The 24,926-nt window shown below is 55.7% G+C and carries 25 protein-coding genes, 3 tRNA genes and 1 riboswitch; of the genes, 13 read left to right on the plus strand and 15 right to left on the minus strand.

Going from position 1 to position 24,926, the window contains the following annotated elements; translation table 11 throughout:
• Nucleotides 1-51: 51 nt before the first annotated feature.
• Genes ytfJ through ETHHA_RS10670 form a run of 5 tightly spaced genes read right to left on the minus strand, consistent with a single transcriptional unit; the run spans nt 52 to nt 3,020 of the window.
• Entirely contained in the window at nt 52-465 is a 414-nt protein-coding gene (ytfJ, locus tag ETHHA_RS10650) for a GerW family sporulation protein (protein ID WP_013485988.1), read from the minus strand.
• Nucleotides 462-1,073 (minus strand): DUF2953 domain-containing protein, encoded by a 612-nt coding sequence (locus ETHHA_RS10655; protein WP_013485989.1) that lies wholly within the window; start codon nt 1,071-1,073, stop codon nt 462-464. The genes ytfJ and ETHHA_RS10655 overlap by 4 nt, the downstream gene beginning before the upstream one ends.
• A complete protein-coding gene (gene scpB, locus ETHHA_RS10660; RefSeq protein WP_013485990.1) occupies nt 1,073-1,621 on the minus strand; it encodes an SMC-Scp complex subunit ScpB in 549 nt (182 codons plus the stop codon). The genes ETHHA_RS10655 and scpB overlap by 1 nt, the downstream gene beginning before the upstream one ends.
• A complete protein-coding gene (locus ETHHA_RS10665) occupies nt 1,612-2,319 on the minus strand; it encodes a segregation and condensation protein A (protein WP_013485991.1) in 708 nt (235 codons plus the stop codon). Before ETHHA_RS10665 ends, scpB begins: the two co-directional genes overlap by 10 nt.
• A 23-nt stretch (nt 2,320-2,342) precedes the next feature.
• Nucleotides 2,343-3,020, minus strand: a complete 678-nt coding sequence (locus tag ETHHA_RS10670; RefSeq protein ID WP_013485992.1) for a site-2 protease family protein — start codon at nt 3,018-3,020, stop codon at nt 2,343-2,345.
• 143 nt (nt 3,021-3,163) lie between these two features.
• Between ETHHA_RS10670 and ETHHA_RS10675 the strand changes: the two genes are divergently transcribed.
• Complete coding sequence (locus ETHHA_RS10675; RefSeq protein ID WP_013485993.1) at nt 3,164-4,159, plus strand: SPL family radical SAM protein; 996 nt, start codon at nt 3,164-3,166, stop codon at nt 4,157-4,159.
• Nucleotides 4,160-4,249: 90 nt separating this feature from the next.
• On the opposite strand, the gene ETHHA_RS10680 is transcribed toward ETHHA_RS10675, so the two are convergent.
• The 3 genes from ETHHA_RS10680 to ETHHA_RS10690 form a co-directional block, all read right to left on the minus strand.
• A complete protein-coding gene (locus tag ETHHA_RS10680) occupies nt 4,250-5,584 on the minus strand; it encodes a DNA recombination protein RmuC (RefSeq protein ID WP_013485994.1) in 1,335 nt (444 codons plus the stop codon).
• 76 nt (nt 5,585-5,660) lie between these two features.
• Nucleotides 5,661-5,735: transfer RNA gene (locus ETHHA_RS10685), tRNA-Cys, on the minus strand.
• Nucleotides 5,736-5,799: 64 nt separating this feature from the next.
• Nucleotides 5,800-5,875 (minus strand) — tRNA-Phe (locus ETHHA_RS10690).
• A 158-nt stretch (nt 5,876-6,033) separates the two neighbouring features.
• Between ETHHA_RS10690 and ETHHA_RS10695 the strand changes: the two genes are divergently transcribed.
• From ETHHA_RS10695 to fliD, 3 genes are all read left to right on the plus strand, one after another.
• Nucleotides 6,034-6,110: transfer RNA gene (locus ETHHA_RS10695), tRNA-Val, on the plus strand.
• Between the two features lie 509 nt (nt 6,111-6,619).
• Entirely contained in the window at nt 6,620-6,958 is a 339-nt protein-coding gene (locus ETHHA_RS10700) for a hypothetical protein (protein ID WP_013485995.1), read from the plus strand.
• A 103-nt stretch (nt 6,959-7,061) separates the two neighbouring features.
• On the plus strand, nt 7,062-7,739 hold the full coding sequence (gene fliD, locus ETHHA_RS10705; protein ID WP_159033371.1) for a flagellar filament capping protein FliD: 678 nt from the start codon (nt 7,062-7,064) through the stop codon (nt 7,737-7,739).
• A gap of 341 nt (nt 7,740-8,080) precedes the next feature.
• On the opposite strand, the gene ETHHA_RS10710 is transcribed toward fliD, so the two are convergent.
• The gene (locus ETHHA_RS10710) at nt 8,081-9,211 is read right to left on the minus strand and encodes a DUF4317 domain-containing protein (protein ID WP_013485997.1); all 1,131 of its coding nucleotides are present in this window, start codon (nt 9,209-9,211) and stop codon (nt 8,081-8,083) included.
• An 85-nt stretch (nt 9,212-9,296) separates the two neighbouring features.
• Entirely contained in the window at nt 9,297-9,659 is a 363-nt protein-coding gene (locus tag ETHHA_RS10715; protein WP_013485998.1) for a winged helix-turn-helix transcriptional regulator, read from the minus strand.
• A gap of 333 nt (nt 9,660-9,992) precedes the next feature.
• On the opposite strand from ETHHA_RS10715, the gene ETHHA_RS10720 reads away from it, so the two are divergent.
• Complete coding sequence (locus ETHHA_RS10720) at nt 9,993-10,481, plus strand: YcxB family protein (RefSeq protein WP_013485999.1); 489 nt, start codon at nt 9,993-9,995, stop codon at nt 10,479-10,481.
• A gap of 1,132 nt (nt 10,482-11,613) precedes the next feature.
• Here the strand turns inward: ETHHA_RS10720 and ETHHA_RS10730 are convergent.
• Nucleotides 11,614-12,258: a hypothetical protein gene (locus ETHHA_RS10730; RefSeq protein WP_013486001.1), complete on the minus strand. Its 645-nt coding sequence runs from the start codon at nt 12,256-12,258 to the stop codon at nt 11,614-11,616.
• A 21-nt stretch (nt 12,259-12,279) separates the two neighbouring features.
• Nucleotides 12,280-12,561 carry a hypothetical protein gene (locus ETHHA_RS10735; protein ID WP_013486002.1) on the minus strand — a complete coding sequence of 94 codons (282 nt, stop codon included), beginning with the start codon at nt 12,559-12,561 and terminating at the stop codon, nt 12,280-12,282.
• Between the two features lie 130 nt (nt 12,562-12,691).
• On the opposite strand from ETHHA_RS10735, the gene ETHHA_RS10740 reads away from it, so the two are divergent.
• From ETHHA_RS10740 to ETHHA_RS10780, 8 genes are all read left to right on the plus strand, one after another.
• Nucleotides 12,692-13,411, plus strand: a complete 720-nt coding sequence (locus tag ETHHA_RS10740) for a response regulator transcription factor (RefSeq protein ID WP_013486003.1) — start codon at nt 12,692-12,694, stop codon at nt 13,409-13,411.
• Complete coding sequence (locus ETHHA_RS14685; RefSeq protein WP_013486004.1) at nt 13,392-14,813, plus strand: sensor histidine kinase; 1,422 nt, start codon at nt 13,392-13,394, stop codon at nt 14,811-14,813. The genes ETHHA_RS10740 and ETHHA_RS14685 overlap by 20 nt, the downstream gene beginning before the upstream one ends.
• Before the next feature lie 222 nt (nt 14,814-15,035).
• A riboswitch (cobalamin riboswitch) is annotated at nt 15,036-15,220 on the plus strand.
• Nucleotides 15,221-15,298: 78 nt separating this feature from the next.
• On the plus strand, nt 15,299-17,578 hold the full coding sequence (gene metE, locus ETHHA_RS10750) for a 5-methyltetrahydropteroyltriglutamate--homocysteine S-methyltransferase (protein ID WP_013486005.1): 2,280 nt from the start codon (nt 15,299-15,301) through the stop codon (nt 17,576-17,578).
• A 66-nt stretch (nt 17,579-17,644) separates the two neighbouring features.
• Nucleotides 17,645-17,917 carry a hypothetical protein gene (locus ETHHA_RS10755; protein ID WP_013486006.1) on the plus strand — a complete coding sequence of 91 codons (273 nt, stop codon included), beginning with the start codon at nt 17,645-17,647 and terminating at the stop codon, nt 17,915-17,917.
• A 275-nt stretch (nt 17,918-18,192) separates the two neighbouring features.
• Complete coding sequence (locus ETHHA_RS10765) at nt 18,193-18,891, plus strand: response regulator transcription factor (RefSeq protein WP_013486007.1); 699 nt, start codon at nt 18,193-18,195, stop codon at nt 18,889-18,891.
• 90 nt (nt 18,892-18,981) lie between these two features.
• Nucleotides 18,982-19,902 carry an ABC transporter ATP-binding protein gene (locus tag ETHHA_RS10770; RefSeq protein ID WP_013486008.1) on the plus strand — a complete coding sequence of 307 codons (921 nt, stop codon included), beginning with the start codon at nt 18,982-18,984 and terminating at the stop codon, nt 19,900-19,902.
• Nucleotides 19,895-20,692, plus strand: a complete 798-nt coding sequence (locus ETHHA_RS10775) for a hypothetical protein (RefSeq protein WP_013486009.1) — start codon at nt 19,895-19,897, stop codon at nt 20,690-20,692. The genes ETHHA_RS10770 and ETHHA_RS10775 overlap by 8 nt, the downstream gene beginning before the upstream one ends.
• Nucleotides 20,693-20,717: 25 nt before the next feature.
• Nucleotides 20,718-21,602, plus strand: a complete 885-nt coding sequence (locus ETHHA_RS10780; protein ID WP_242822121.1) for a sensor histidine kinase — start codon at nt 20,718-20,720, stop codon at nt 21,600-21,602.
• 193 nt (nt 21,603-21,795) lie between these two features.
• Here the strand turns inward: ETHHA_RS10780 and ETHHA_RS10785 are convergent, their stop codons facing one another.
• The 3 genes from ETHHA_RS10785 to ETHHA_RS10795 form a co-directional block, all read right to left on the minus strand.
• On the minus strand, nt 21,796-22,134 hold the full coding sequence (locus tag ETHHA_RS10785) for a P-II family nitrogen regulator (protein WP_013486011.1): 339 nt from the start codon (nt 22,132-22,134) through the stop codon (nt 21,796-21,798).
• Nucleotides 22,135-22,150: 16 nt separating this feature from the next.
• Nucleotides 22,151-23,191, minus strand: coding sequence for a DUF1646 family protein (locus ETHHA_RS10790; RefSeq protein WP_013486012.1), 1,041 nt, complete (start codon nt 23,189-23,191; stop codon nt 22,151-22,153).
• A gap of 117 nt (nt 23,192-23,308) precedes the next feature.
• Nucleotides 23,309-24,901 (minus strand): ammonium transporter, encoded by a 1,593-nt coding sequence (locus ETHHA_RS10795; RefSeq protein ID WP_013486013.1) that lies wholly within the window; start codon nt 24,899-24,901, stop codon nt 23,309-23,311.
• Nucleotides 24,902-24,926: the final 25 nt, after the last annotated feature.

The raw sequence follows: 24,926 nt of genomic DNA on the forward strand, positions 1-24,926 counted from the left end.
TGCGGCGAAGGGACGGGAAATGAACCGGCTTGGGGAAAAACGGCGGATGCTTCAGATGCCGGCGGCTGTCTGGTCGGCGTCGGGGTCCTGGTCTTTCTTCTTGTCTTTTTTAAACAGCGCCGCGATCTTGTCGATCAATTCCGGCACCATGCTGATGGCATTGTCGGCCATCGAGGAATTCTGGGTGATCTGCAACAGCTTGACCTGCCCCTGCGACACCACGATGAAAGCCACCGGGTTGATGGTCGCGCCCGCACCGCCGCCGCCGCCGAACAGTTCCTTTTCCGTTTTGGCCGGAAGGTCGGAACCGCCCGAGGCAAAGCCCAGCGACACTTTGGATACGGGGATGATGACCGTGCCGTCGGACGTAACGATCTGCTGGCCGATGATCGTGTTGACGTCCACCAGATTGCGGATGTTCTGCAAAGTCGAGTCCAGCAGGCCCTTGATCGGATGTTCACTCATGATACAGCACCATCTTTCTGCATAGTCGTGCCCTTTGCGGAGCGCAAAAAGGACAGCATCATTCTGATAACGGCCGCCCCCTGTGTGACAGCCAGCGTGAGGACGGAAAACACGCGGATGGAAAGCGCGGCGCTGAACGCCGCCGACGCCTCGCCCTCTTCAAAAAGCGGCGCCACGCGGATATCGTGCCTGCGCACGCGCAAGGCGCTCCCCAGAAAACCGGTTGCCGTGTACACCAGCGCGCAGGCCTGACCGTAGCGGATGGCGGTGGACGCCGCGTCGTCCTCATGGATGCGCAGGTCGAGATACAGCCTGTCCACCACCAGGCGGCGGCCGGTAGCGGCCACCAGTTTCTTCGCCAGATCGAACAATTCGGAGAAATGTTCGAGGAAAAAGGACGGATCGGGCTTGAACGCAGCTTTGTCTTTGGCAGGTTTTTCCTTCCCGGGTTTGACCTTTTTGGCGCCGGGCTGCCCGGGCAGGCGCAGGCGAAAAAACCAGAAGCGCACATCGAACCGGAACGCCCCGTCATAAGACACCAGCAGCCGCACGCGCGACAGCCCGACGAGCACCAGCACGGCGGCGATGCCCGCAAGCACCCATCCCATCACGTTTCCCCCCGCAGGCTCCACTGCAACTGATCGGACGACTCCCCCTGCCCGCCCGTCTGCGGCAGATCGTCCAGCGAGGAAAGCCCGAAGCAGCGCAGGAAATTGGCAGTGGTGCCGTAAAGGATGGGGCGGCCGGGCACTTCCAGCCGTCCGCACTCATCAAGCAGCCCTTTGGCGGTAAGGCTGGAGAGGACGCCGCCGCAGTCCACGCCGCGCACCTGCTCGATATAGCTTTTGGTGACCGGCTGCCGGTAGGCCACCACAGCCAGCACCTCCATGGCGGCGGAGGAAAGCGGCGTGTCCCGCCGCATGTCCAGCGCCTTGTGCACCGCCTCGGCACATTCCGCGCGGGTAGCCAACTGCAGGCTGTCTTCCAGCCGCAACAGGCAAACACCCGACTTGGCCAGCGCCTTCTCAAGCGCGTCCGCCAGCTTCCACACGGCGGGCACGTCCGCTTCCAGCGCGGCGGCAAGCCTCGCCACCGGCACCGGCTCGCCGCTGGCGAACAGGACGGCTTCCAGCTTTGCCAGATCTGTCACTCCCATTTCACTGTCCCCCTCCTGAGCAGCAGAATCTCGTCGTCCCCCTCCGCCGTGGCCTGCACACGCCCCGCGCGCACCAGCTCCAGCACGGCGAGAAAGGTCGCCACCGCCTCGGAGCGGCTGCTCACATCCGCAAACACAGTGCGAAAACGCTGCCCGCCGCCCCGCGCCAGCCGCCGCATCACATGCAGCACCCGGGTGGTGACCGACGCCGCCGCCCGCACCACCACGCCGGAAAACGTGTCGGCAGTGGGCGGCTGTTTGGCTTTCGCTTTGCCCCGCGCCAGCACAAACGCCTCCGCCAACTCTGCGGGGCGGTGGCGCAGCCGGTAGGTCTGCGCGCGCGGGAGCGGCTGCGGCGCGCGCACGAAATGCTCCTGCCGCCGGACGGCCAGCAGCGCAGCCAGTGTCTTGCAGGTCTGGTAGGCCAGCAGGGCCGTCACCAGTTCCTCGCGGGGGTCTTTCTCCTGCTTGGGCAGCAGCATGGCCGATTTCATCTGCACCAGGCGGGACGCCATCTCCAGAAACGCGCTGGTGAACTCCATGTCCATCCGGCTGGCTTCGTCAAGATAGGCCATATACTGTTCAAGCAGCTCCGCGATGGGGATGTCGCAGATATCCAGCTTATGCTTGGAAATCAGATGCAGAAGCAGATCGAGCGGCCCCTCGAACACCGGGAGCTTAAATGTAAGTCTTTCCATATATTGCCCCTATTATGCAGCCGTCAGGGGAGCAGCGACCATATGCCGTTCAGTACCGCCTGCTCCGCGGTGATGAGCGGCGTGGTGAGGAACCCCAGAAACAGCGCGCCCATCAGCACCAGTTGGATCATGCCTTCGTACCGGTAGAGCATGGCTTCCGCACCGCGCGAAAGGAAGAGCATCAGCACGCGGGAACCGTCCAGCGGCGGGATGGGGATGAGGTTGAACAGGAACAGGCCGGTGTTGATCTCGGCGGAAACCGTCAACAGTTGCACCAGGATGGTCACCAGCGTGGCGGCCGCGCCGGTAGCGCTCTGCATGGCCGGCGCGACCTGCACGGCCCGCAGCAGTGCCAGCGAGACAAACGCCATCAGCAGATTGGAAAGCGGCCCGGCAATAGCTGTGAGCGCCATGCCGACGCGCGGATTTTTGAAATTGTTCGGATTGACCGGCACCGGCTTGGCCCAGCCGAAGCGGAATAAAATCAGGCAGATGGTGCCCATCAGATCCAAATGCTTGAGCGGGTCGAGTGTCAGGCGGCCCTGCCATTTGGCCGTGCGGTCACCCAGCGCATACGCCACGAGGGCGTGGGCGCATTCGTGCACCGGGAACGCGATGAACAGGACAGGCAGCGTGTATAGATAACCGAGCAGATACGACTGGACCGTTTGCGTGTCCATATGCAGCAGTGACTGGATCATATGTTGCACCTCATGGTTTTCGAAAAAACAGCAATAGGCAACCGCTTGCGCGGAGCTTATGCTAAGTATACGCGATTGGCGCGCTTCGCGCAAGCCATCCGGCGGCGCGGCCGGGCATACTAGTCCCGTAAGGAGGCGGTTCCATGAAACCGGACGCGGTCTATTATGAGCCTGCGGCGCTGGATTATCCGCTGGGCCGGCGGCTGCGGGCACAGTTCGCGGATGTGCCGTGGCTGCCCGTGGAGAACCACAACAACATCGCATCGCTGCGGCAGAACCCCAACAGCGCATTCGTGCCCATGAAACGGCATCTCGTCGTGGGTGTGCGCAAAACGCTGCGCTACACTCCCAACCGCAAGGTATCCGATTTTCTCGTGCCATATACGTCCTCGGGCTGCACGGCCATGTGTCTGTATTGCTACCTGGTCTGCCATTACAACAAATGCGCCTACCTGCGGCTGTTCGTCAACCGCGAGGAGATGATGGAGAAGCTCGTGCGCACCGCCGCGCGTTCCGACCGGGAGCTGGTGTTTGAGATCGGCAGCAACAGCGACCTGGTGCTGGAAAACACCATCACCGGCAACCTGCCCTGGACCATTGAGGAATTTGCCGGAAGCTCCAAAGGCCGGCTTACCTTTCCCACCAAATTCGACATGGTGGAGCCGCTGCTCCCGCTGGCGCACCGCGGGCGGGTCATCGTGCGGATGAGCGTCAACCCCCAGCCCATCATCCGGGAGATCGAGCGGGGCACGGCCGCGCTCGGGCGGCGCATTGCGGCCATGAACCGCCTCTGCGGCGCGGGCTACCGGGTGGGCATGCTGCTCGCGCCGGTCATTTTGGTGGAAAACTGGCACGCGCTCTATGCTGAGCTGCTCGACCAGTTGGCGGACGAACTCAGCCGGGCGGTGAAGAAGCAACTATTCATCGAAATCATTTTCATGACCTACAGCTATGTGCACCGCGCCATCAACCGCGAGGCGTTTCCCGATGCCGCCGAGCTCTATGACCCGGCACAGATGACCGGGCGCGGGCGCGGCAGATACTGCTACCGCGACGCCCTGCGCGCGGAGGGCGAAGCCTGGCTGCGGGAACAGCTCGGGCGGAAGCTGCCGGGCGTGCCGATCCTGTATGTGGTATGAACGCACGGACGGCTCGCCGGTTTGTTTCCATATTATATTACAAACCGGGCGGGCGGTCTCCTGCAGGGTTTTCGGAAAACCGTCCGCATATCATTCCGATTCGGCGGGCGTATCGTCCATCTGTGCACGGCTCTGCACGTCCGGCAGGGCAGCCACATCTTTGAGTTTGCGCCGGATCTGCCGGGTGCGCACGCCCACCAGCTGGTCCAGCTCATGGTTGGCCTGCTCCAGCCGCTGCTGGGTATTGGCGAGGACGCCCGCGAACTTCTCAAACTCGGTCTTGACGGCGCCCAGCACCTGCCAGACTTCCCCCGAACGCTTCTGGATGGCCAGCGTGCGGAAACCCATCTGCAGGCTGTTGAGCAGCGCGGCCATGGTGGCCGGACCCGCCACCGTGACCTTATAGGTACGCTGAAGGGTTTCGAGCAGACCGCGCCGCACCACTTCGGCGTACAGCCCCTCAAACGGCAAAAACATCACGCCGAATTCGGTTGTCTGCGGCGGCTCGATGTATTTGTCATGGATGTCTTTGGCAAACAGTTTGACGCGCTGCTCCAGTTCCGTGCCCGCCTGCGCGATCAGCGCCTTGTCGCCCGTATCATAGGCATCGCACAGCCTGGCATACGCGTCGGCGGGAAATTTGGCGTCCACCGGCAGCCAGACCGTGCCGGTGTCCGCTCCCGGCAGCCGGATGGCGTATTCCACCACATTCGCGCTGCCCGGTCGGGTGGCCACGTTGGCTGCATACTGCTCGGGCGGCAGGATTTCCTGCAGGATCGCACCCAGTTGCACTTCCCCCAGCACGCCGCGCGTTTTCACATTGGAAAGCACTTTTTTCAGATCGCCCACGCCGGCTGCGATGGTCTGCATCTCACCCAGGCCCTTATACACCTGCTCCAACCGCTCATTGACCAGCTTAAACGACTGCCCGACGCGTTCGGTCAGCGTTTTTTCAAGCTTTTCATCCACCGTCTGGCGCATACGGTCAAGCTGCCTGGCGTTGTCCTCGCGCATGGCGGAAAGCCGGCTTTCCATCATGGCGCGCATCCCTTCCAGCTTCAGCTCGTTCTGCACCGCGAAGTCGGCCATCCGCTTGTCCAGCGTCGTGACAAGACTATTCACGCTCTTTTGCAGCGCATCCTGCCGCAGCGAGAGCTGCCCGCTCATCTGCGTGAAGCGCTGGTTTTCTGCCGCTGCGGCCTGCGTCTGCATCCCCGCCAGGAGTTCGCTCAGGTTTTTAATGCTGCTCTGGATGGACTCGCTCGTTTCGCCGCGCGCGGCGCGCAGCTGCTCAAGCACATCCTGCCGCAGCGCCTCGATGCGCCGCACATCCACGCTCTGCCCGGGGATGAGCAATACCCGCACAAGCGTGACGGCCGAAAGCAAAACAGCAAGCCCCGACACGATCAAAACGGCAGTCAACATGCGATCACCTTTCCTTGCTGCTATAAACCGGCAATAAAAAACAGCCATGGAAACCATGGCTGCCCGCTGGGAACATTGGAGGCGCCACCCAGAATCGAACTGGGGAATGAAGGTTTTGCAGACCTTTGCCTTACCGCTTGGCTATGGCGCCGCAATGGGGGAAAACAACTCTGTGCAGGCCCACCGCATGGGCTCTTCACATTCATGGTTTTCACTGGTGCCTCCGGGCGGAATCGAACCACCGACACGGGGATTTTCAGTCCCCTGCTCTACCGACTGAGCTACAGAGGCATGTTTGCACACACACTTTTACAAAGTATGTACCCTATTATACCAATCCTCCGGCATGTGTCAAGGATTTTCTTCGGAGGCACCGGATGGAATTGACTTTTTGCCGCCGTTATAGTAAAATGTACTCCGTCGCGGTTCACGATGCGCTTTCCTCGCACGGGAGCATAGCTCAGCTGGTCAGAGCACCTGCCTTACAAGCAGGGGGTCACAGGTTCGAGCCCTGTTGTTCCCACCAATGGCGAGTCGCCGCAGACAAAACGCGCCCACAGCTTTGTGGGCGCGTTTGCTTTGTGCCCATGTTTTTACCGTGCATCTTTTTGGCCGGACTTTCTAAAAGAAAACCGCTTGCCCCGGACATTTGTCGGCTGTAGCAAGCGGTTTTTCGTGCCTGCATTTCTCTTTGCCTGTTAATTTTCGCACCTTTTCCGCAAAGCGGGGGCTAGAAATTCGGCAAAGCAGTGCAAAGCACGGCACGTTTTCAGCCGCTCGCAAAATCTTCACCCCTGCTTCACATGGTGTTCACAAGCCGCCGCTACAATAAAACCATGCTTTTTTTCATTCTTTTTCTCCTCTCTTCAATAATCTGTTCTTATCTGATTTTGCCCCCGGTGCCATCCGGGGGATTTTTATGAAACTTTATAAATTATCACATATCCATCACAATACAGTGCTATATTCAGTACAGTATTCGATGCCGTATATATATATTCTGATGTGCCCCGGACCGGAAAGGAACGATTTGTTATGTCTGTTTTATCCATCAGTCAAGCGCAAAGCAACGTGCTCACGTCTTCGTCCTCTCGGAATTTATCGAAAAGCCAGTCCAGCACGAACTCCACAAGCAACACCAGCTCAACCTCCAGTTCGTCCAGCACCAGCGAACTGGAGCAGGAAAAGGAAAAGCTCGAAGAACAAATTGAGCAACTGGAGCGTGAAAACGGAGACCAAAAGCAAATCGCGCAGTTGCAACAGCAGTTACAACAAATTGAGCAGGAAATTACATCTGCACAAGCGTCGTCATCCTCCAGCAGCGCGACAAGCCTCAATGGAAGCGTCGGCGGCACGCTGGATGTCAATGTCTAACCTGCTTATCGCACTGTATTCGCACGGATTCTGATCTGGAAAAGAGGTTCGTATGGGCACAATTGACAGTTTGAGTTCTATTATTACGCAGTATGAGTCAATTATGTCTGGAAGCAATGCGAGCAGCACAAGCAGCTCGTCTACGCTCATTTCCACGCTTGAATCAAAGAGTTCTTCGGCCGAGAACACATCCGCCAGCCTGCTTGATGAGTTGACCGGAAGCAGCTCCTCGTCCAGCTCCTCGTCGGCGGAAAGTGCTTTCGAATCACTTCTATTCAGTAAAACCAACGCACTTTCCACGCTTTATACGAACGCAAAAAGTTTTTCTTCCTCGGCATCCTTGCTGGCCACAGCGGCGAGCAACTCGTCCACATTGAGCTGTGATGATGTTTCCAGCTATGTTTCAGCCTACAATTCACTTATCACCGCAGCCAGCACCAGTGGAACATTTGCCGGAGAGGAGGACCTTTCGACCTTGCGTCAGAATATGACGGACGCATCGGATTCGCTTTCGTCGATTGGTATCACGATCAACTCCAACGGTACCCTTACGGTAAATGAAGACACGCTGGAATCCGCTCTGTCCAGCGACGCGTCTTCGGTGGCCTCCACGCTGAGCGGCCTTGCCTCCACTACAAAAGCGTCGGCGTCTGGGCTGGTTTCCGGAACACTCACACAATATACCGAGAGCTTTAAACAGTCTATGAGTTCCTACACAAAACTCAACCAGGACGAATCCGGCTTGGAATTGATCGGACTGCTATTTGATTCAAAATCCTGATTTACCACACATGTTCAACTTTTGTTCCAGTATGTAAAATTCAGGCCGGAATCACTTGAACGCAACATAGAACGGCGAACAATGGTGGGGGTCCGGCCTCTCAGGCCGCTCTTGCCGATCAGGTTGCGAGCCTTATTGAACAGAAAACAAAAAGCTGCCTTTGCCGCTTTGTCTATAGACAAGTGGGCAGAGCAGCTTTTTGCGTTTCGGATAGGCCCGGGTTTGAAGAGCGGGAATATTTTGCATCAAACGGTTTTCTTCCGTTGCCGAAATGGCTTGCATGCAGCGTCCGGTGCATCTTATGAGATGTCCGCGAGAAACGTGGTATTTCTTTTATCTGATCAGGAAATGTGGATGTTTACTCCGTTTACTTCAACACCTTCCTCCACGCGTATGAGAATGTACTTTGCGCCGTCGATCATGCGTGTTTCCACCAGGTCGCTGCGATCCGGGTTTACGTGGATGGTCACATCCGGAGTGCGGACTTCGAATTTCTTTGTATCCACGATATTGCGCGGGCTGAGCTCGGTATCGGCGCCAAACTCGGCATCGTATTTTTCATCAAACGCGGACACGGTCGCATCCGAAACACCGCAAGACTGCAGCACATCCTTAACGGCACCTTTGCAGACCACCAAAGGCTCGGTCTCTTTGTTGGCCTTATGCTCCTCGATCATGCCGCACAACTGCTCGTGGACCGACTGCACCACGTCATACCGGCATTCTTCAGCCAGAGCATCTCCCAGCACGGACTGAAAGATTTCCTTCTGCTCCGCGGCTGGCATGGGGACATCGGTCTTGAATACGGCTTCGACGAATTCGGCATGGTTTTCCTCAATGTTGCGTGTGTAATAAAGCGCGTTGTAAATGTTGGCGCTACGGTCGTCAAAGGCCGGGAACAGAAAGCCAAGCTCCGGCGCCGAAACGAGCCAGTTTTCCTGGCAATTATGAAATACATTTTCAACGGCAAAGTAACTCAGCTCGGGTTTGGTCTGTTTGATGGCGCAGATGCTGCACAGAATGTATGGAAACACTTCAGAGGAAGCGTCGTCCTGTCTGTCCCCGTCATGGGAATGGTAAGGAATATCGTATGTATCATGTGCCAGCAGGATCAGATAATTACCTTCCATAGAAACCGCCTGGATCACTCGCTGGAAAAAAGTCTGCACGGCGTCCTCGTTTTTCAGGGACGAATTTTTAAGCTCCATCAAAAGCTGATGTTCTTCCCCATCCACTACCTGCTGCGTATCGAACGAGATATCGATCAGATTTTTTCCAAGAGTTCCGGACAGTGTCCGCTTGATAATGGCCAGAAATTTCTCCGATTCTTCCTGCGACATCGAAAGCAGGGATTGATCGAATTCCGAAACGATCTCACGCTGATCGTTGACAAAGCACCCTCTTATGTGTGTGATATTGCTTGTTTCCTGCCGGAAACGGCGGCGTATCTCCGCAACTTCCTTTTCGTTCATACATTACCTCGTCTGCCGGGATGGTTCGTTTGATTTGTTTGATACGACGGGCGCCGCCGACACTCCTCGGATCGCACCCGTCCATTCAATTTGACGCGGGGTTTCCCGTCTGATCCACCCGCTTTTGGTAATTCGTCCCCCAATCGCACATGGACTGAATGATGGGCTTCATGGATTTGCCAAGATCGGTCAGTGCATACTCCACGCGGGGCGGCACCTCCGCATAGACGGTGCGCTCCACAATCCCGTCCTGTTCCATCTGCCGCAGTTGCAGCGTCAACGTGCGGAAGGTGATGGCGGGTATGATTTTTTTCAGCTCACCAAAGCGCTTTTTCCCGCTGAGCAGGCGGTAAAGAATGATGCCCTTCCACTTTCCGCTGATCAGGTTCAGCGTGGTTTCCACCGGACAAACGCCGCCCGTGCAATCCGGCGTCAAGGGATAATGCACCGCACCCGCCTCCGAATATATCAAAAGTATAGTTATAGACCATGATGTGTATTATACATCAATGTTTTGCGTGCTTCAAGAACCGCCCGCCATATGTGGAGATTTTTCAGCGGGCAACACAGTCCTTTCGCGGCCGGCAGCATGTGTCATTCCGCGCACCCCTGTCGAACGCGCTGAAGAAGATTAGCCACGGCATTGACCCCTGATCTCCCTGCCCGGTCTGTATAGGCTCGTCGTCGGTTATTGACGGCGCATTCCGAGCATGGTAAAATATTGGTGTGTTGACAGATGGAGGCAAGGCCTTCTTTGTGAGACCGAGAGGAGAATGACCGGGTGGAACTGCAATACAGGTTAACGGAAAAGGATTTCGGAACGTGCTTGTACATGCTCAAAAAGAAAACATACCTGATTACTACATTGGTTGGCGGATTGGCCGTTTTGATCGCAACCATTTTTTCCATGTGGAGCGTACTTCCTGAAACCTGGTTTATTGCGGCTGCAACGACCGTTGTTTTTACCGTTGTACTTTATTTCGTATTGAAATGGTTGCACACCTTGTCTGTGAAACATTTCGTTAGAAAAATCGGAAAAGCATCGTTTGAAGGCCTACAGACGCTTTCTTTAACAGAAGAAGGGCTTCTTGATCACAGCAGCTTACAGGACACAAAGATACCATATACTTCCATTAAAAGCATGGAAGAAAACAACGGTTATATTGTGATAAAAAGCAGCATCTCCTTGATATTCGTGCCCATCAAGGGGATTGAAAATCCGGAAGATACGGTTCGTTTTCTGGCAACACTCAAATCCAAGATCGGATAATCCAGGCGCTGGGAATCCATCATATCGGGCACAGAAAAACCGCTCAGGTTTGCCACATCGGGCTTGCCTGAGCGGTTTGTAATGAACACACCCGCCGTCATTCGGACGGAAAATCAGACGTGCCTTCTCTTTCGGAGGATCATCGCCGCCGGCACAGTGCCGATCGGCGAGGCGTAATCGTATTTCGTGTACTATTTTATGCCCCTGCGCATTTCGTGCTCTGATATTCTGTCTGCCCGGCCGGCTACCACGCAGCAACAGTATAACAACAGCATATCCGCTGCTAATAAAGAGGCAAGCAAAAGGACTAGCATGTCCAATATAATTTTCATCATGAACGCACCCGCTTTCATATAAATTTTAGCCGGTATTTCAAAAATAATGTGTCGAGATGATGAAAATGATTTTTGCAAAACTTCAGCGGTTATTAGCAGTATGTGCCAACCACGTTTATAAAACGCAATATGTTTGAAAAAATTGTAAATTATTTGAAAAAAGAATCGAACAAACAGAAATGATATAGAAATTTTTTAGAAACTATTTACTTTGCTATGATATTATGAAATATACATTGTAATCCAGTTGTTTTATCCAGAAAGGATTTGGGGATGATGACAGATTTTGCTGTTGGAAACATCGTAAAAACAGATATGTATTACAATACACAGCCATATCCTCACAAGCCAATCAAAAAGGGCACTATATTAGAAATTCAAAGTCTTTCAAACATTCAGGTGGCTCTTGTAAGAAATGAGCGTGGGCACCTGATTGAGATTCCAACCAATCACCTTATAAAAGTAAAATAACGAGTGCACACTCTGAAAGGCTGAAAATTTTAAAAGTATATGAAAAGACAACACCCCCACCCGCCGAAAACCGGCGGATCGGGGTGTTCAATTATGCGTATTTTTCAAGAGCCAATGGGCTGCGCCGGTCCGCCACGAATATTCCGCACAGGCACACCCAACGGCTGCGTTCGACCTCTAAATCCCGCCGCGGGCAGGAAACGGGTATGCGCATAAAAATTTAGCTCGGGCATGCGATCTATTGGCGGAACTTACCGAATACCAACTATACGAACGATACGGTCCGCAGCGTGCGCAGAGTATATGGCAGAATGGAGGGAACGCCATCATGCGCTTGTGCCGGACGCGCTGGAATTGGACGAAGCCGACGAAACGGCATTGGAAAGCAGGCTGTTGATGTCGCCCAAAGCGCTGTTGATGTCGGCCAGCTTGCTGTTACGGGTCTGCTGGACGGCTTCTGCCTGCTGAAAAGCCGCGTCGATGGCCTGCTCGTTTTGGCTTTTGATGTTGGCTTTGTTCTGCCCCAGGATCGTTTTGATCTGACCCTGCGTTTGTTTGATGGCGGCCAAATCGGCTTTGACGCGCTGGTTGTCCGTCTGGACGGCGCTTAAAGTCGTCTGCGGTATTTGGATGCCGTTTTCCTTGATGGTTTTCAGGCTGTTTGCGATGCTTAGACGCAGCTTGGTGTTATCGTCAACCAACTGCAAATTTTTGGATTCATTGCTCCATAACGCGGTGCGGTCCTGATCCAGCGCCTGCCGGAGTGCGCTGCGCGAGCTGGCTGCGGACGAAATGGCTTCCGTGCGCGAAGAAACGGCGGATTCCCGGCTTTCCACTTTTTGTTCCCGGCTTTGCAGAGCCGAAATGCGCGAGTCTATTTTGGACGTGTCGGCTGTTGCGGCAAATGCGGTGGTGCCCAGCATAGCGATTACGCAGATGACGGACACGGCGGCTATGGTTTTTTTCTTCATTGAAATCACTGCTCCCTCTGTTCAGGCATCCGGCAAAGATACGTCGCCGGAAGAAACATGGTCTAATCCGTTTAGTGTTCCGCTCAGATCACTCATTGTTTTTTCGACGCCGTTCAGATCGGAAGACTGTCCGGATAAAACAGTCTGCTGTCTGCCGGACGCGGCGGAAAGAGCTTGCTGCGCGCCCGCGTCCGACGAAGAACGCCCGCTCCGCCTGTTTTCGCCGGCACAGGCCGTGAACAAACCCGCCGCCAGCAGGCAGACGAACAGGACTGCCGGAATTCTCCGCATGGGCTTTTGCATATGCATCATCCTCCTACGTGCATATTGTACGACGGACGCCTCACGCAAAACAACGGAGAAACTGCGGCAAAATTGCGTCAAATCTTTCTCTGCGCCCGCAAAACCGGTACAATAGCAGTGGGTGAAGCATATGAAACACTTGGTTTATATCGCAGACGATGAGATCCATATCCGCAACCTGATCGAGATGTTTTTTCAAAGCGGCGGCTATGACACGGCGACGTTTGACAGCGGCGACGCGCTGCTGCAGGCATTTGAGCAGCGGCCAGCAGAACTGGTGGTGCTGGATGTGATGATGCCGGGGACGGACGGTCTGGCCGTCTGTACGCGTCTACGTCAGATCAGTGACACGTTTATCATCATCGTGTCGGCGCGGGACAGCGAATTTGACCGCATCACCGGGCTGACGCTCGGTTCGGACGATTACCTCACCAAGCCCTTTTCTCCCATGGAACTGGTGGCCCGTGCCAACGCCCTCTTCCGGCGCCGGGAAAGCGCAAACCTACAAGCGGATGCCGATACGCTTTCTTATGCCGGCCTGCTGCTTCGCCTGAACGCGCGGGAGGCCACCTTGAACGGCGTGCCGCTTGACCTGACGCCCACGGAATACGATCTAATGGTTTACATGGCGCGCAACAGGGAAAAGGCCATCTCCCGCACGGAACTGCTCCGGCATGTGTGGCGATACGGGAGCGGTACGGAAGTGGATACACGGGCGACCGACGATACGGTCAAGCGGCTGCGTAAAAAGCTGGTAAAGGCAGGCGCATCGTTTTCCATCGACTCCGTGTGGGGCTTTGGGTTCAAATTGACGCAGAAAGGACCGCACGATGAAGACCCTCCGACGTAAAATTCTGACGCCTACCCTGCTGCTCATCATTCTCATTCCATTGCTCACATTGATTATTTTCAACGTGTTTCTGCGTATTTATGTTCAAAAAAATGCGCGCGCCGATTTGCAAACGGAAGCGCAGGCCATGCATGCGGCAGCCGTTCAATTGTTGGACAGTGATCCGTCGGCGTTTCAGGGGCAGGCACTGGACGAAACGATGCGGAAACTGTCTGGTTCGCTACATGGCGGAGAGCTGTCCACGAACGGCGCGGATGTGTTGGTGTTCGACAGTGGGAAACAGCTTCTTTTCCCTAAAAACACCGACCCCCTCAGCGCGGCCTCGTTGTGGCGAGTGGAACGCCGCTTGTCCGTTAAAACCGTAAAAAACCGTGTCACCGAGATCCGGCTGGGCGGAAACAGCTATCTGCTGTATATGGACACACTTGCCGTTCCGGGCAATACGGTGTATCTGGTGCTGCTGGCTCATCTGGATCTGGCCAACCGCCTTTTGAGCATGGCCAATTTGCTGCTCATCTGCATTATGGTCGGCGGCATTCTGATCGGCGTGCTGGTGGCGCGCCGCATTGCCGCGCGTTTCTCCAAAACAGTTGGGCAGGTCTGCCAAACTGCCGAACAAATCGGATCGGGCAAATTTGCCACACCGACAGATTTGCCTACCGATATTCTGGAGTTCCGCGTACTGATGCAGAGCATCGCACGGATGGCCGAGCGGCTGGGAGCGTATGACCGCGCCCAGAAAACATTTCTGCAAAACGCGTCCCATGAACTGCGCACTCCATTGATGTCAATACAGGGTTACGCGGAGGGAATCGCACAGGGCGTTGTGCCCGATACCAAAGCCGCGGCCGAGATCATCGCAGGGGAAAGCACGCGGATAACGGGACTGGTGGAAGAACTGCTCACGCTTTCCCGGTTGGACAGCGGGACATACGACGTTCGGCCGGTTCCCATCGATCTATGCAAAGCGCTGCCCGCAAGCGCCAAACGGCTGGGCGGACTGGTTTTGCAGAGCGGGCGGGAGATACGGCTCCGTCTGCCGCCCGATCCCGCTGTGGTGATGGGGGATGAACACCTGCTTGCCCAAAGTGTGGAAAACATCCTTTCCAATGGCTTGCGGTACGCACGCACGTCGGTCACGGTTTCGCTGCGGATGGAGGCCGGGTATTCAACGATTTCCATCGCGGATGACGGTCCAGGTATTTCGCCGGATGCCCTGCCCCATTTGTTTGAGCGCTTTTATAAAGGCACGAACGGCTGTTTTGGCTTGGGGTTGGCCATCGCGCAGGCGGCTGTTCGGCTGATGGGCGGAGACGTGGAGGCCGAAAATGCGGATGGGGGCGGCGCCGTGTTCCGTGTTCGGCTGCCTGACGCGATATCGCCTGGACAGGCGCCGTCATAAGCATGATTGACAAGGCCGAAGACCGTTCCCGGCGAGCGCCGCTCGCCTCGCCTTGGGTCACCGGCAGGTATCGTAGAAAACCGGCCGGCATGCGCACGGAGGTGTCGGCCGAAGCCGCTATAGCCTTTTTAAATGACGAACCATAGATTTTTCGTTTGCCGAAATAGGACGCAAACAGCGGAAACAAGATTGACGTTGTTTGTTCTCCGGGACTACAATAAAAACAGGCAAAGACGATTCGGTGCCTCTGCCTGCCGGAGGAGAATAGGGAACCGTGTGAAAATCGCGGGCAGCGCCCACTACTGTAACCTGTGTCCGCAGCCGCACAGTGCCACTGCCGTTCCGGCGGGAAGGCGCGGCCGCGCAGTGCAGAAAGCCAGGAGACCTGCCGGATCGTTTGCTCTCATCTCTGGGAATGGAGATAGGGACAATTTTTGTGCAAAAAGTTGTGTCTATTTCCTCCTGCATCATTCGGAGGAAGAAACATGAAACAAACATCGGTGACCGGGTATCCGCGCATCGGAGCGGACCGGGAACTCAAAAAATGGACGGAAGCGTATTTCCGTCACGAGCTGGACCGGCCCGCACTGCTTCAGCACGCCGCAGAGCTGCGTCGGCGGCAGTGGCATAGGCAGCGGGAGACGGGCGTGAACTTCATTCCGTCCAACGACTTTTCGCTCTACGACACGGTGCTCGATACGGCTGTCCTGTTCGGCGCAGTGCCGCAGCGTTACCATGACCTGGGGCTGAACGCACTGGACACGTATTTTGCCATGGCGAAAGGCTATCAAGGCACGCACGGGGATGTGCACGCCCTGCCCATGCGCAAATGGTTCAACACCAACTACCATTACATCGTGCCGGAGATCGACGGTGAAACCGTCTTTGCCTGCGGCTCGGAGAAACCCTTCGCGGAGTTTACGGAGGCGCTGGAGGCCGGTGTGCGTACCCGGCCGGTGCTGGTCGGGCCGTTTACCTTCTTGCGGTTGGCAGAAAATCGCTCGGACAAGCCGCTGCGCATGCTCGCGGAGGAACTGCTGCCCGTGTGCCGCAGCGTGCTCCTGCGGTTGGAAAAGCTGGGAGCGGAGTGGGTGCAGCTCGACGAGCCTTTCCTCGTGACCGACCTGACGGAGGACGACCTCGCGCTGTTCCGCACCCTCTACGACGGCCTTCTGGCCACGCCGGGCCGCCCGCGCGTGCTTCTGCAGACCTATTTCGGCGATGTGCGCGACAGCTACACGCAGCTCACCGGTATGGATTTCGACGCGATCGGGCTGGATTTCATCGAGGGTACGGAAAATCTGCGGCTTGTGGAGCAGCATGGATTTCCAGAAGGCAAAACGCTGGTTGCCGGCGTGGTCAACGGAAAAAACATCTGGGTGAACCATTATGAGCAGACGCTGGCGCTGATCCACCGGCTGGAGCAAGCAGTGGAGCCGGGCAAACTTGTGCTGGGCACCTCCTGTTCGCTGCTGCACGTACCCTACACCGTGCATAACGAACCGGACCTTGCGGAAACCTTCCGCGAGCATTTCGCCTTCGCCGAGGAAAAACTGGAGGAACTGGCTGAGCTGGCGCGCCTGTCGGATGACGCTGCGTGGGCGACGGACGCGGCATTCCTGCGCAACCGGGCCATTCTCGCGCGCAAGCAGGATGCGGCGTTCCGTTTCAACGACGTGCGCGCAGCTGTGTCCAGCCTGCGGGAGAATGATTTCATCCGCCGCCCGGCATTCGAAGAGCGGCGCGCCATCCAAAAGGCGGCGCTGAAACTGCCGCTGCTGCCCACCACAACCATCGGCTCCTTCCCGCAGACAAGCGAGGTGCGCGCCCTGCGCCGGGACTATAAAGCCGGCCGGATCACGGCGGAAACATATCATGCGGCCATCCGGCAGAAAATCGCGGATGTGATCGCCCTGCAGGAGGAAATCGGACTGGATGTATTGGTACATGGTGAGTTCGAGCGCAACGACATGGTGGAATACTTCGGTGAGAAGCTCGACGGGTTCCTCTTTACAAAAAACGCGTGGGTGCAGTCATATGGCACGCGCTGTGTGAAGCCGCCCGTTATCTTCGGCGACGTGCGGCGGCCCGGCCCGATGACCGTGGACACCATCGCTTACGCGCAAAGCCTGACCGACCGACCGGTGAAGGGCATGCTAACCGGGCCGGTGACCATTCTGAACTGGTCGTTCCCGCGCGAAGATCTGCCGCGCCGGGAGATTGCGTTCCAGATTGCGCTGGCCATCAAGGCCGAGGTGGCCGACCTGGAAGCGCGCGGCATCCGGATCATCCAGATCGACGAGGCCGCCCTGCGCGAAAAACTGCCGCTGCGCAAATGCGACTGGCACGCACAGTACCTGGACTGGGCCATCCCGGCGTTCCGTCTGGTGCACGCGTCCGTCCGGTCGGAAACGCAGATTCACACGCATATGTGCTACAGCCGATTCGAGGACATCATCCGGGACATTGACGACATGGATGCCGACGTGATCACCTTCGAAGCAGCCAAGTCCGACCTGTCGCTGCTCGATGTATTGAAAGCCGGCCATTTCAAAACCGAGGTTGGCCCCGGCGTTTACGACATCCACTCGCCCCGCGTGCCCGAGCGAGCAGAACTTGAAAACATCATCCGGCAACTGATTGCCAAACTGGATATCCACCGGCTTTGGGTCAATCCCGACTGCGGGCTCAAGACACGCGGTATGAAAGAAACCGTACCGAGCCTGAAAAACATGGTGCTGGCGGCGCAAGCATGCAGAAAATGAGCACAACCGGCCCGGACCCTGCTTGATTGCACGCTGACGGGGCACACTAGTTCCGGAGGTGTTCGCATGGAATTGCAGCGGATGCAGCTTGAAAACCTCAAGCTCAGAATGCAGAACGGAGAGACGATCGAAAGCACACGGGTGGAAAACGGCCAGTATATCATACAGTTATCAAACGCACCGGAAATAGCATTTGACGATCATTACAGACCAACCGTTGACAACACGATCGGCAAAACCCAAGATGGCGTGCGGGAAAACACGCTCGGGAACGACTCTGCGCCAAATTCCTCCAGACGCCGTCCCGGGCTGGAATCAAGCACCATGTCCATGCACTAGGTTTCTCTCAGCAAGCCAAAATCCGCCTGACAGGCGGATTTTTTATACGCAAAAGCGGAAAACACCGCCATGATTTCAGCGAAACCGGAACAAACGGCGGGAAACGTCCGCGATCTCCGTCTGCGGCTATACCGGCCATATGCGCTTCAGAGGGAGGCTCCGTTTCATCGCGGCCGAAACCACAAAAGCCTGCGCCCCCTGCCCAAAAGTTGTATAATGGGATATGTGCAAACAAACGAATCCGGCATCATCCTTTCAAAATGGAGTGGCAACCGATGAAATCCATTCTCGTGATAGAAGACCAGCAAGACGTCAACCGGATGATTGCGGAGGCGCTAACCGACGCGGGCTACCAGGTCACTTCGGCCTATACCGGCCCGGACGGCATAAATGCCCTCCGAAACGGCAGATACGATTTGGTACTGCTGGACCTGATGCTTCCGTACAAGAGCGGGGATGAAGTGCTCAGGGAAATGCGCCCGTTTTCCGATATTCCCGTCATCGTCGTTTCCGCCAAAGATATGGTTGGCACCAAAATCGACCTGTTGAAACTGGGGGCGGACGACTATATCACCAAGCCGTTCGATCTGGGTGAAATGACCGCGCGGGTGGAATGCGCCCTGCGGCGCGCCGGACGCCAGAAAGATACCCCGCGACTGCTCCGGTACAAAGATATGGTTTTGGACGATACCGCCAAGCGCGTAACCATCGGCCAGACGCAACTGGAACTCACCGCCAAGGAATACCAGCTTCTGAAAACGCTCCTGCTGCACCAAAACAAAGTGTTCACCAAAGCCAACCTGTATGAAACCATTTGGCAGGAGGAATATCTCGGCGACGACAGCGCCGTCAAAACACATATCAGCAACCTGCGCGGCAAACTGAAAACAGCCAACCCCAACAACGCATATATCGAAACAGTCTGGAGATTGGGGTACCGACTGTATACGGACGGAAGCACCTGTACATCTTAACGGTTTCCATACCCTTTTCCTGCCTTTCTTGACCTTTTCTAAACCTTTGCGCGCTAAACTGGAAAACAGAAAGGAAAGGAGCGTACGTCTATGCCAAGTGTATTGCAAACAAACGGATTGACAAAAACCTATCACGGCTTTTCGGCGCTGCATGACGTTTCCATTACATTGGAAACCGGCAGAATCTATGGACTGATCGGCCAGAACGGCGCGGGAAAATCCACCTTGATGCGGATGGTCGCCGGGCTTGGGTTCCCTACGGCAGGCAGCATCACCCTATTTGGCCACGGTGGGGAAAAAGCATTACAGGAAGAACGGAAACGGATCGGCAGCATGATCGAACACCCCAGCCTGATCGCCGATATGACCGCCAAGGAAAACCTGCGCTTCCACCGGCTGATACGCGGTGTCCCCAACGCGGAAACTGAAGACAAACAACTGGAACTGGTCGGGCTGACGGACACGGGCCGCAAAAAAGCACGGGATTTTTCGCTGGGCATGAAGCAGCGGCTGGGCATCGCGTGCGCGCTGTTGAGCAATCCCGAGCTTCTGATTCTGGATGAGCCGATCAACGGGCTGGACCCGCTCGGTGTGGTCGAGATCCGCAACCTGGTCATCAAGCTCTGTAAAGAACGGCAGATGACCATCCTCATTTCCAGCCACAACCTGCCGGAGCTCTACCAGACGGCGACCGATTACATCATCATCCACAAAGGCGAGATCAAACAAACGCTCACCTTGGCGGAGCTCGACGAGCGCTGCCGGCACCATCTGTGCATCCAGTGCGATCAACCGGAGAAGCTGGCGGTCGTTCTGGAAGAACGGCTGCATACGCACAGCTATCAGGTGCTGCCAGACAAAACCGTCAAACTCTTCGATTATCTGGATAAAAAGGAACAAGTGGCGAACGTGCTTTTTGACAACGGCATCGTTGTCACCGGTCTTTCCAAAGAAGGGGAAACCCTCGAGGACTATTTTGTTTCTCTGATCGGGGGTGAGAAGCATGCTTAACATGGTACGGGCCGACTTTTACCGGATGAGCCGATCCACCGCCATGCGGGTGCTGCTGCTCATCACCGTGCTGGGCGCGGTTGCAATGATGCTGTTTGCCCGCCAGGTCGCGGCCGGAAACATCAGCGCCAGCATATCCGGCCTCGGTATCCTGTTTTCCGACGTAAGCGTTATCAGCATCTTGGGCGGGGTATCCGCCGGCATCTTCATCTGCGGCGATCTGGATAACAAAGTCATCCACGACGCCATCGCCGGCGGTTCCAGTCGATTATCCATCCTAACCGGCAAGCTGACCTCGTTCCTTTGTACCATCGTCGTGTTTCTCATTCCCTATGCCATCGCGGCCGGCATCGGGCTGGGCACCGCCAAAACTTACAGTCTCGGAAGTGCAAATGCGGGGTTCATGAGCCTGCTGGCAGCTCTCGGCGGAAAAAATCTGACGTCCGCGCAAGGCGCGCAGGTGTTCGGCCTGATGTTGCTGTTGCTGCTGGTATACGCAGCGGAACTGAGCCTTTGCGTGCCGCTGGCTCTTGCGGTGAAGAAACCCGTCGCCGTCGCCGCCATCTATTACGCGTTTTCCATTCTGTGCGGGCAACTAATCCCGTTAGCACAATCCTCCCAAACTTTGGATCGCGTCATCGCCTGCACACCCTACAGCGGCAGATATCTGCTGCCTTCACTGAACATGGGGACAAGTACGGTCATCAAAGCTATTATGGCCTGCGTGGCATTCATCACCGTCATGCTGGGCATCGCGTATGCCATCTTCCGCAGAGCGGATATCAAATAAAGGACGGGTGAACAGGTTGACGATTGTGATCGGCGTACTCTGCATATTGCTTGCCGGCGCGGGCATCTATATCGCCTTATTGCAATGGCAACTGCGCCATATCAACCGTCAACTACAGAAGCGCCTTTCCGAACACACGCGGCAGATGGTCAGTCTGGAACTGTTTGACCGAAGATTGAACGCGTTGGCGGCCAACATCAACAACTGCCTGCAGGCGGAGGAAACCCTTCGCCTGCAGGGTGCGCGCGAGGAAAAACAATTTCGAGAAATGATTGCCAACCTGTCGCACGACCTGCGCACGCCGCTGACCGCTGTCAAGGGGTACCAGCAATTACTTTCCAAAAGTGGCCTTACTCCCCAGCAACAGGAAAAGGTCCGGGTGGCACAAAAGCATGCCGAACAGTTGGGACAGCTCATTGAACATTTTTTTGAATATGCCTGCCTGCTGTACACCGAGGTGAGGCCGCAACCGGAGCGCATCAATCTTGGAAACCTTGCGGCAGAATGTCTGGCCGATTCGGTATCCGTTTTCGAGGAAAATGGATTGGCGGTGCAGTTTGACACAGAGCCTGCCGTATTCGCTCTGGCAGACCGTGAAATGGTGGTGCGCATCCTGCAAAATCTGATACGCAACTGTGCACAGCATGCCGGAGGAGTCGTCGAGGTACATATCCGGCAGGACCGCTGTGCGATGCTTTCCTTTCGCAACCGCATCAAGGAAGGGGCCGAACCGGATGCAGCGCGGCTGTTTGAGCGCTTTTACACGGCAGACCCGGCCAGGGCCCGGAGCGGCGGACTTGGGTTGGCAATCGTCAAATTACTGGCAGAGCGCAACGGCGGGCAGGCGGGTACGTCCATCCGGAACGGAGCCTTGGAAATCGAAGTGACGTTGCCGAATGCAAACACCTGATGCGCCGCCATCATGAAACCCATTCGATCATCATGGAACATGCGCGCACGAAACCGCCCGCCGTGAGAAATCCGGCAGGCGGTTTCGTGATGGCAAACTTCCATCGAGAGTTGCACGGCAGCACGCCTAAAAAAATGCCCCCGGCAAAGCCGGGGGCAAAATTCATTTCAAACAGAATGCGGGTTACTATTTGTTAGATCGCGCCATCTCCGGTGTCACCGGTCCGGATACGGATAACTTCTTCCACATTGGTGACGAAAATCTTACCGTCGCCAATCGCGCCGGTTTTGGCCGCTTTCGCGACAGCGCCGGTAATCGCAGAAACGCGGTCATCTTCCGCAACGATCTCGATTTTCACTTTGGGCAGAAGGGCCAGTTCCACCACTGCACCGCGGTAATAATTTTTCTGACCTTTCTGGTTGCCGGCTCCGGACACCTGCGTGACCGTTACCCCTTTGATGTCCAATGCGTTCAGCGCCGCCTTGACATCATCCAATTTTTCCGGCCTTATAATCGCTTCGACTTTTTTCATGTCAAGCACCTTCCTATCAAATATGAACTACGAAAAGTACCAAATAATACCCCACTAAAAGTACCGCACCGATGGGAAGACCAACCCAAGCCCACTGTTTCATGCTGATTTTGAGTTTGGCTGCCGTCACGATATTGGGAATGTTCCCGGTAACCAACATGCCACCGCTCACCAACAGGCTAATCAGAATTGCTTTGATCTGAACGGTGCCCATCACAGGATCAATTTCCGCGGCGGCCAATGTCGCATTGTCCAAAATAGCGGAAACCATGTTTGCGGCATACAACAAATCATTGCTCCAGTGGATGATATACGTATCTATGACCGGCTTGAAGCCCATCCCCAGCAGTTCCAATGCAACGACAAACATAAAAATCTTGCCGGTCCGAATGCCGATCGTCCGCATATCCTCTTTTTCGGGGATAACCATCACTTCATCGTTTTCGCTGAACTTCGCTCTCCAATTTTCATCGACAAAAACCATGCTCAGCAGCCCCAGCAGCACAACGCCCACGATAGAATACCCACCCAGCAGTTGAAACATGTATAAAAAGTGCTGGTGCAGCTTTGACGTGACAATCGTGGCCAGAGGTTCACCGATGGGAGTAAGGACCGCGCCAAGGCCAATGGAGAAACAGGACACGACGCTTACCCGGACTTTGCTTTTGTTGTCGAGCGGAAGAATGGACACGATCTCAACCAGCAAAAGCGCGGCAATAATCGCCGTGATGATGCTGGAGATCAACCCCAGACAGACCACCAGAAGAAAAACGATCAGCTTGAGCGAAAGATGATCCAGCAAGGTATTTACGAACGCCTTTACATGGGCCTCCAAAACACGGAAGATCAAGCTGACCAAAAACACAGCGGCCGTTATGATATAAAGGAACTGATCCTGGAACACAAGCAGCAAATGCGCCGGCGTCAGCATACCCGATACGGCAGCCGCCGCAATCCCCATGATCAACAGGAATATCTCCACGTTTTGTTCGACTTGCTTGACAAACAGCGGCAGAACTGCAATCAAAATAAAAAGAATAATCAGAACAAGTAGCATCGGCTTCTCCCAGAACAGAAAATACAGGAATCCATTCCCGTTCGGAAACCGCGCCAAAAAAGAATCACAGCTCGGCTTTCTCTATTTTCCGGCGTATATCCATCCGTAAAATTCCAATCAGCGGACTTTGATTCTGAACCGATATTTTACATTTTTCAGTTCTTTCACTTCCGCATCGTCTGGAGAAGAGGAATCCAATTCCGTATTCGTGTTCAACTGAAAATCGGGATAACCGTAGGCACCCATTTCATCCAGGTCCAGACCGGCCAGCTCCACTTCAGGCGCAACACGCAGGCCCCAGACCTTATCCAGCACTTTGTACCAGATAAATGCCACACCCAGGCCATATACGAGGATGGTGCAGACACTGATGAGCTGAGCCAAGAACTGGCCGGGGTCCCCATACAGCAGGCCGCGGACCGTGCCTTTCACACCATTGAAACCGTCGCCGTATGTACCGTCCGCAAACAGGCCGGTGGCAATCACGCCCCAAAGACCGTTCACAAAGTGCACGGAAATCGCGCCGACCGGGTCGTCGATCTTAAATTTGTTTTCAACAGTCGGGACAGCTATGCAGACCAGAATGCCGGCCACCAGGCCGATGACGGCCGCCCACGGAGCGCTTGTGAAACCACAGGGAGCGGTGATGGCAACCAGACCCGCCAACGCACCGTTCGCCGTCATGGAAGGATCGGGTTTGCCGTGGCGCGCCCACCAATAAAACATCGCGGTCGCCCCGCTGATTGCGCCTGCGATCATGGTGTTGGTCGCGGCGATGGCGATGCGGAAATCCGAACCGGTCAGCGTGCCGCCGGCATTGAACGAGAACCAGCAGAAGAACAGGATGATCGTACCGATGATCGCCATGGGAACATGGTGACCCGGGAAAGCCCGCGCCGTCCCGTCTTTCTTGAATTTGCCAATACGGGGGCCGATCACAACCGCACCGGCTACCGCAAGCACGCCGCCCATCGCATGCACGACGCCGGAACCGGCGAAGTCGACCGCACCGTGCCCAAGACCAAAGTTCGCGCCAAGCGTGGCCAGCCAGCCGCCGCCCCAGACCCAGTTGCCATAAAGCGGATAGAAAATGAGCGAAATAAAGAACGATGTGATGACGGTGGCAGAGTATTTCACACGCTCGGCCATGCCGCCGGTTGGGATGGTAACGGTGGTATCCATGAACACCATCTGGAAGAAGAACATGGCATAGATACCCGCGTCATAGGTGCTGCCGGAGGAAAGGAAAAATCCTTTATAACCCAGGATTCCTCCCAGGCCGGGAATGGAAAGCAGGCCGTTCAGAGCCGTGGAACCGCCAAGATTGGCGATCGCGCCAACGCCTCCAAACTGGATCGCAAAGCCAGAAATAAAATAGCCGATGGCGCCGACAAGAAACACCATGAAATTCATGGTCATGGTATGCGCCGCATTTTTACCCCGGCAAAAACCCGTTTCCACCATTGCGAAACCGCACTGGAAGAAGAACACCATAAACCCAGTAATGAGCACCCAGACAAAGTTGACGCCAAACTGCGCTTTGTTCGCCGCCGTCGCCACATCACCGATGGTTTCTTTTCCGGTGACCGCTCCCGCGGCGTAACCCGCGCCGGACGGATCGTTGGTGGCAGCCATTGCGACAGTGGACACAATGCACACAATGACCGACAGCAGGAAAACGATGCCAAGGATTTTTGCTGCTTTTTTCATGTTCATTCCCCCAAATATATTTTCA

The sequence above is a fragment of the Ethanoligenens harbinense YUAN-3 genome (genome assembly GCF_000178115.2).
GTDB classification, from domain to species: Bacteria; Bacillota; Clostridia; order Oscillospirales; family Ethanoligenentaceae; genus Ethanoligenens; species Ethanoligenens harbinense.

Coding starts and splice junctions, on each gene's coding strand:
- ETHHA_RS10765 (WP_013486007.1), top strand. CDS start 18,193: ATGAAATCCATTCTCGTGATAGAAGACCAGCAAGACGTCAACCGGATG.
- ETHHA_RS10665 (WP_013485991.1), bottom strand. CDS start 2,319: ATGGAAAGACTTACATTTAAGCTCCCGGTGTTCGAGGGGCCGCTCGAT.
- ETHHA_RS10770 (WP_013486008.1), top strand. CDS start 18,982: ATGCCAAGTGTATTGCAAACAAACGGATTGACAAAAACCTATCACGGC.
- ETHHA_RS10675 (WP_013485993.1), top strand. CDS start 3,164: ATGAAACCGGACGCGGTCTATTATGAGCCTGCGGCGCTGGATTATCCG.
- ETHHA_RS10735 (WP_013486002.1), bottom strand. CDS start 12,561: ATGCAAAAGCCCATGCGGAGAATTCCGGCAGTCCTGTTCGTCTGCCTG.
- ETHHA_RS10775 (WP_013486009.1), top strand. CDS start 19,895: ATGCTTAACATGGTACGGGCCGACTTTTACCGGATGAGCCGATCCACC.
- metE (WP_013486005.1), top strand. CDS start 15,299: ATGAAACAAACATCGGTGACCGGGTATCCGCGCATCGGAGCGGACCGG.
- ETHHA_RS10785 (WP_013486011.1), bottom strand. CDS start 22,134: ATGAAAAAAGTCGAAGCGATTATAAGGCCGGAAAAATTGGATGATGTC.
- ETHHA_RS10670 (WP_013485992.1), bottom strand. CDS start 3,020: ATGATCCAGTCACTGCTGCATATGGACACGCAAACGGTCCAGTCGTAT.
- ytfJ (WP_013485988.1), bottom strand. CDS start 465: ATGAGTGAACATCCGATCAAGGGCCTGCTGGACTCGACTTTGCAGAAC.
- fliD (WP_159033371.1), top strand. CDS start 7,062: ATGTCTGGAAGCAATGCGAGCAGCACAAGCAGCTCGTCTACGCTCATT.
- ETHHA_RS10730 (WP_013486001.1), bottom strand. CDS start 12,258: ATGAAGAAAAAAACCATAGCCGCCGTGTCCGTCATCTGCGTAATCGCT.
- ETHHA_RS14685 (WP_013486004.1), top strand. CDS start 13,392: ATGAAGACCCTCCGACGTAAAATTCTGACGCCTACCCTGCTGCTCATC.
- scpB (WP_013485990.1), bottom strand. CDS start 1,621: ATGGGAGTGACAGATCTGGCAAAGCTGGAAGCCGTCCTGTTCGCCAGC.
- ETHHA_RS10755 (WP_013486006.1), top strand. CDS start 17,645: ATGGAATTGCAGCGGATGCAGCTTGAAAACCTCAAGCTCAGAATGCAG.
- ETHHA_RS10710 (WP_013485997.1), bottom strand. CDS start 9,211: ATGAACGAAAAGGAAGTTGCGGAGATACGCCGCCGTTTCCGGCAGGAA.
- ETHHA_RS10680 (WP_013485994.1), bottom strand. CDS start 5,584: ATGTTGACTGCCGTTTTGATCGTGTCGGGGCTTGCTGTTTTGCTTTCG.
- ETHHA_RS10700 (WP_013485995.1), top strand. CDS start 6,620: ATGTCTGTTTTATCCATCAGTCAAGCGCAAAGCAACGTGCTCACGTCT.
- ETHHA_RS10795 (WP_013486013.1), bottom strand. CDS start 24,901: ATGAAAAAAGCAGCAAAAATCCTTGGCATCGTTTTCCTGCTGTCGGTC.
- ETHHA_RS10655 (WP_013485989.1), bottom strand. CDS start 1,073: ATGGGATGGGTGCTTGCGGGCATCGCCGCCGTGCTGGTGCTCGTCGGG.
- ETHHA_RS10790 (WP_013486012.1), bottom strand. CDS start 23,191: ATGCTACTTGTTCTGATTATTCTTTTTATTTTGATTGCAGTTCTGCCG.
- ETHHA_RS10740 (WP_013486003.1), top strand. CDS start 12,692: ATGAAACACTTGGTTTATATCGCAGACGATGAGATCCATATCCGCAAC.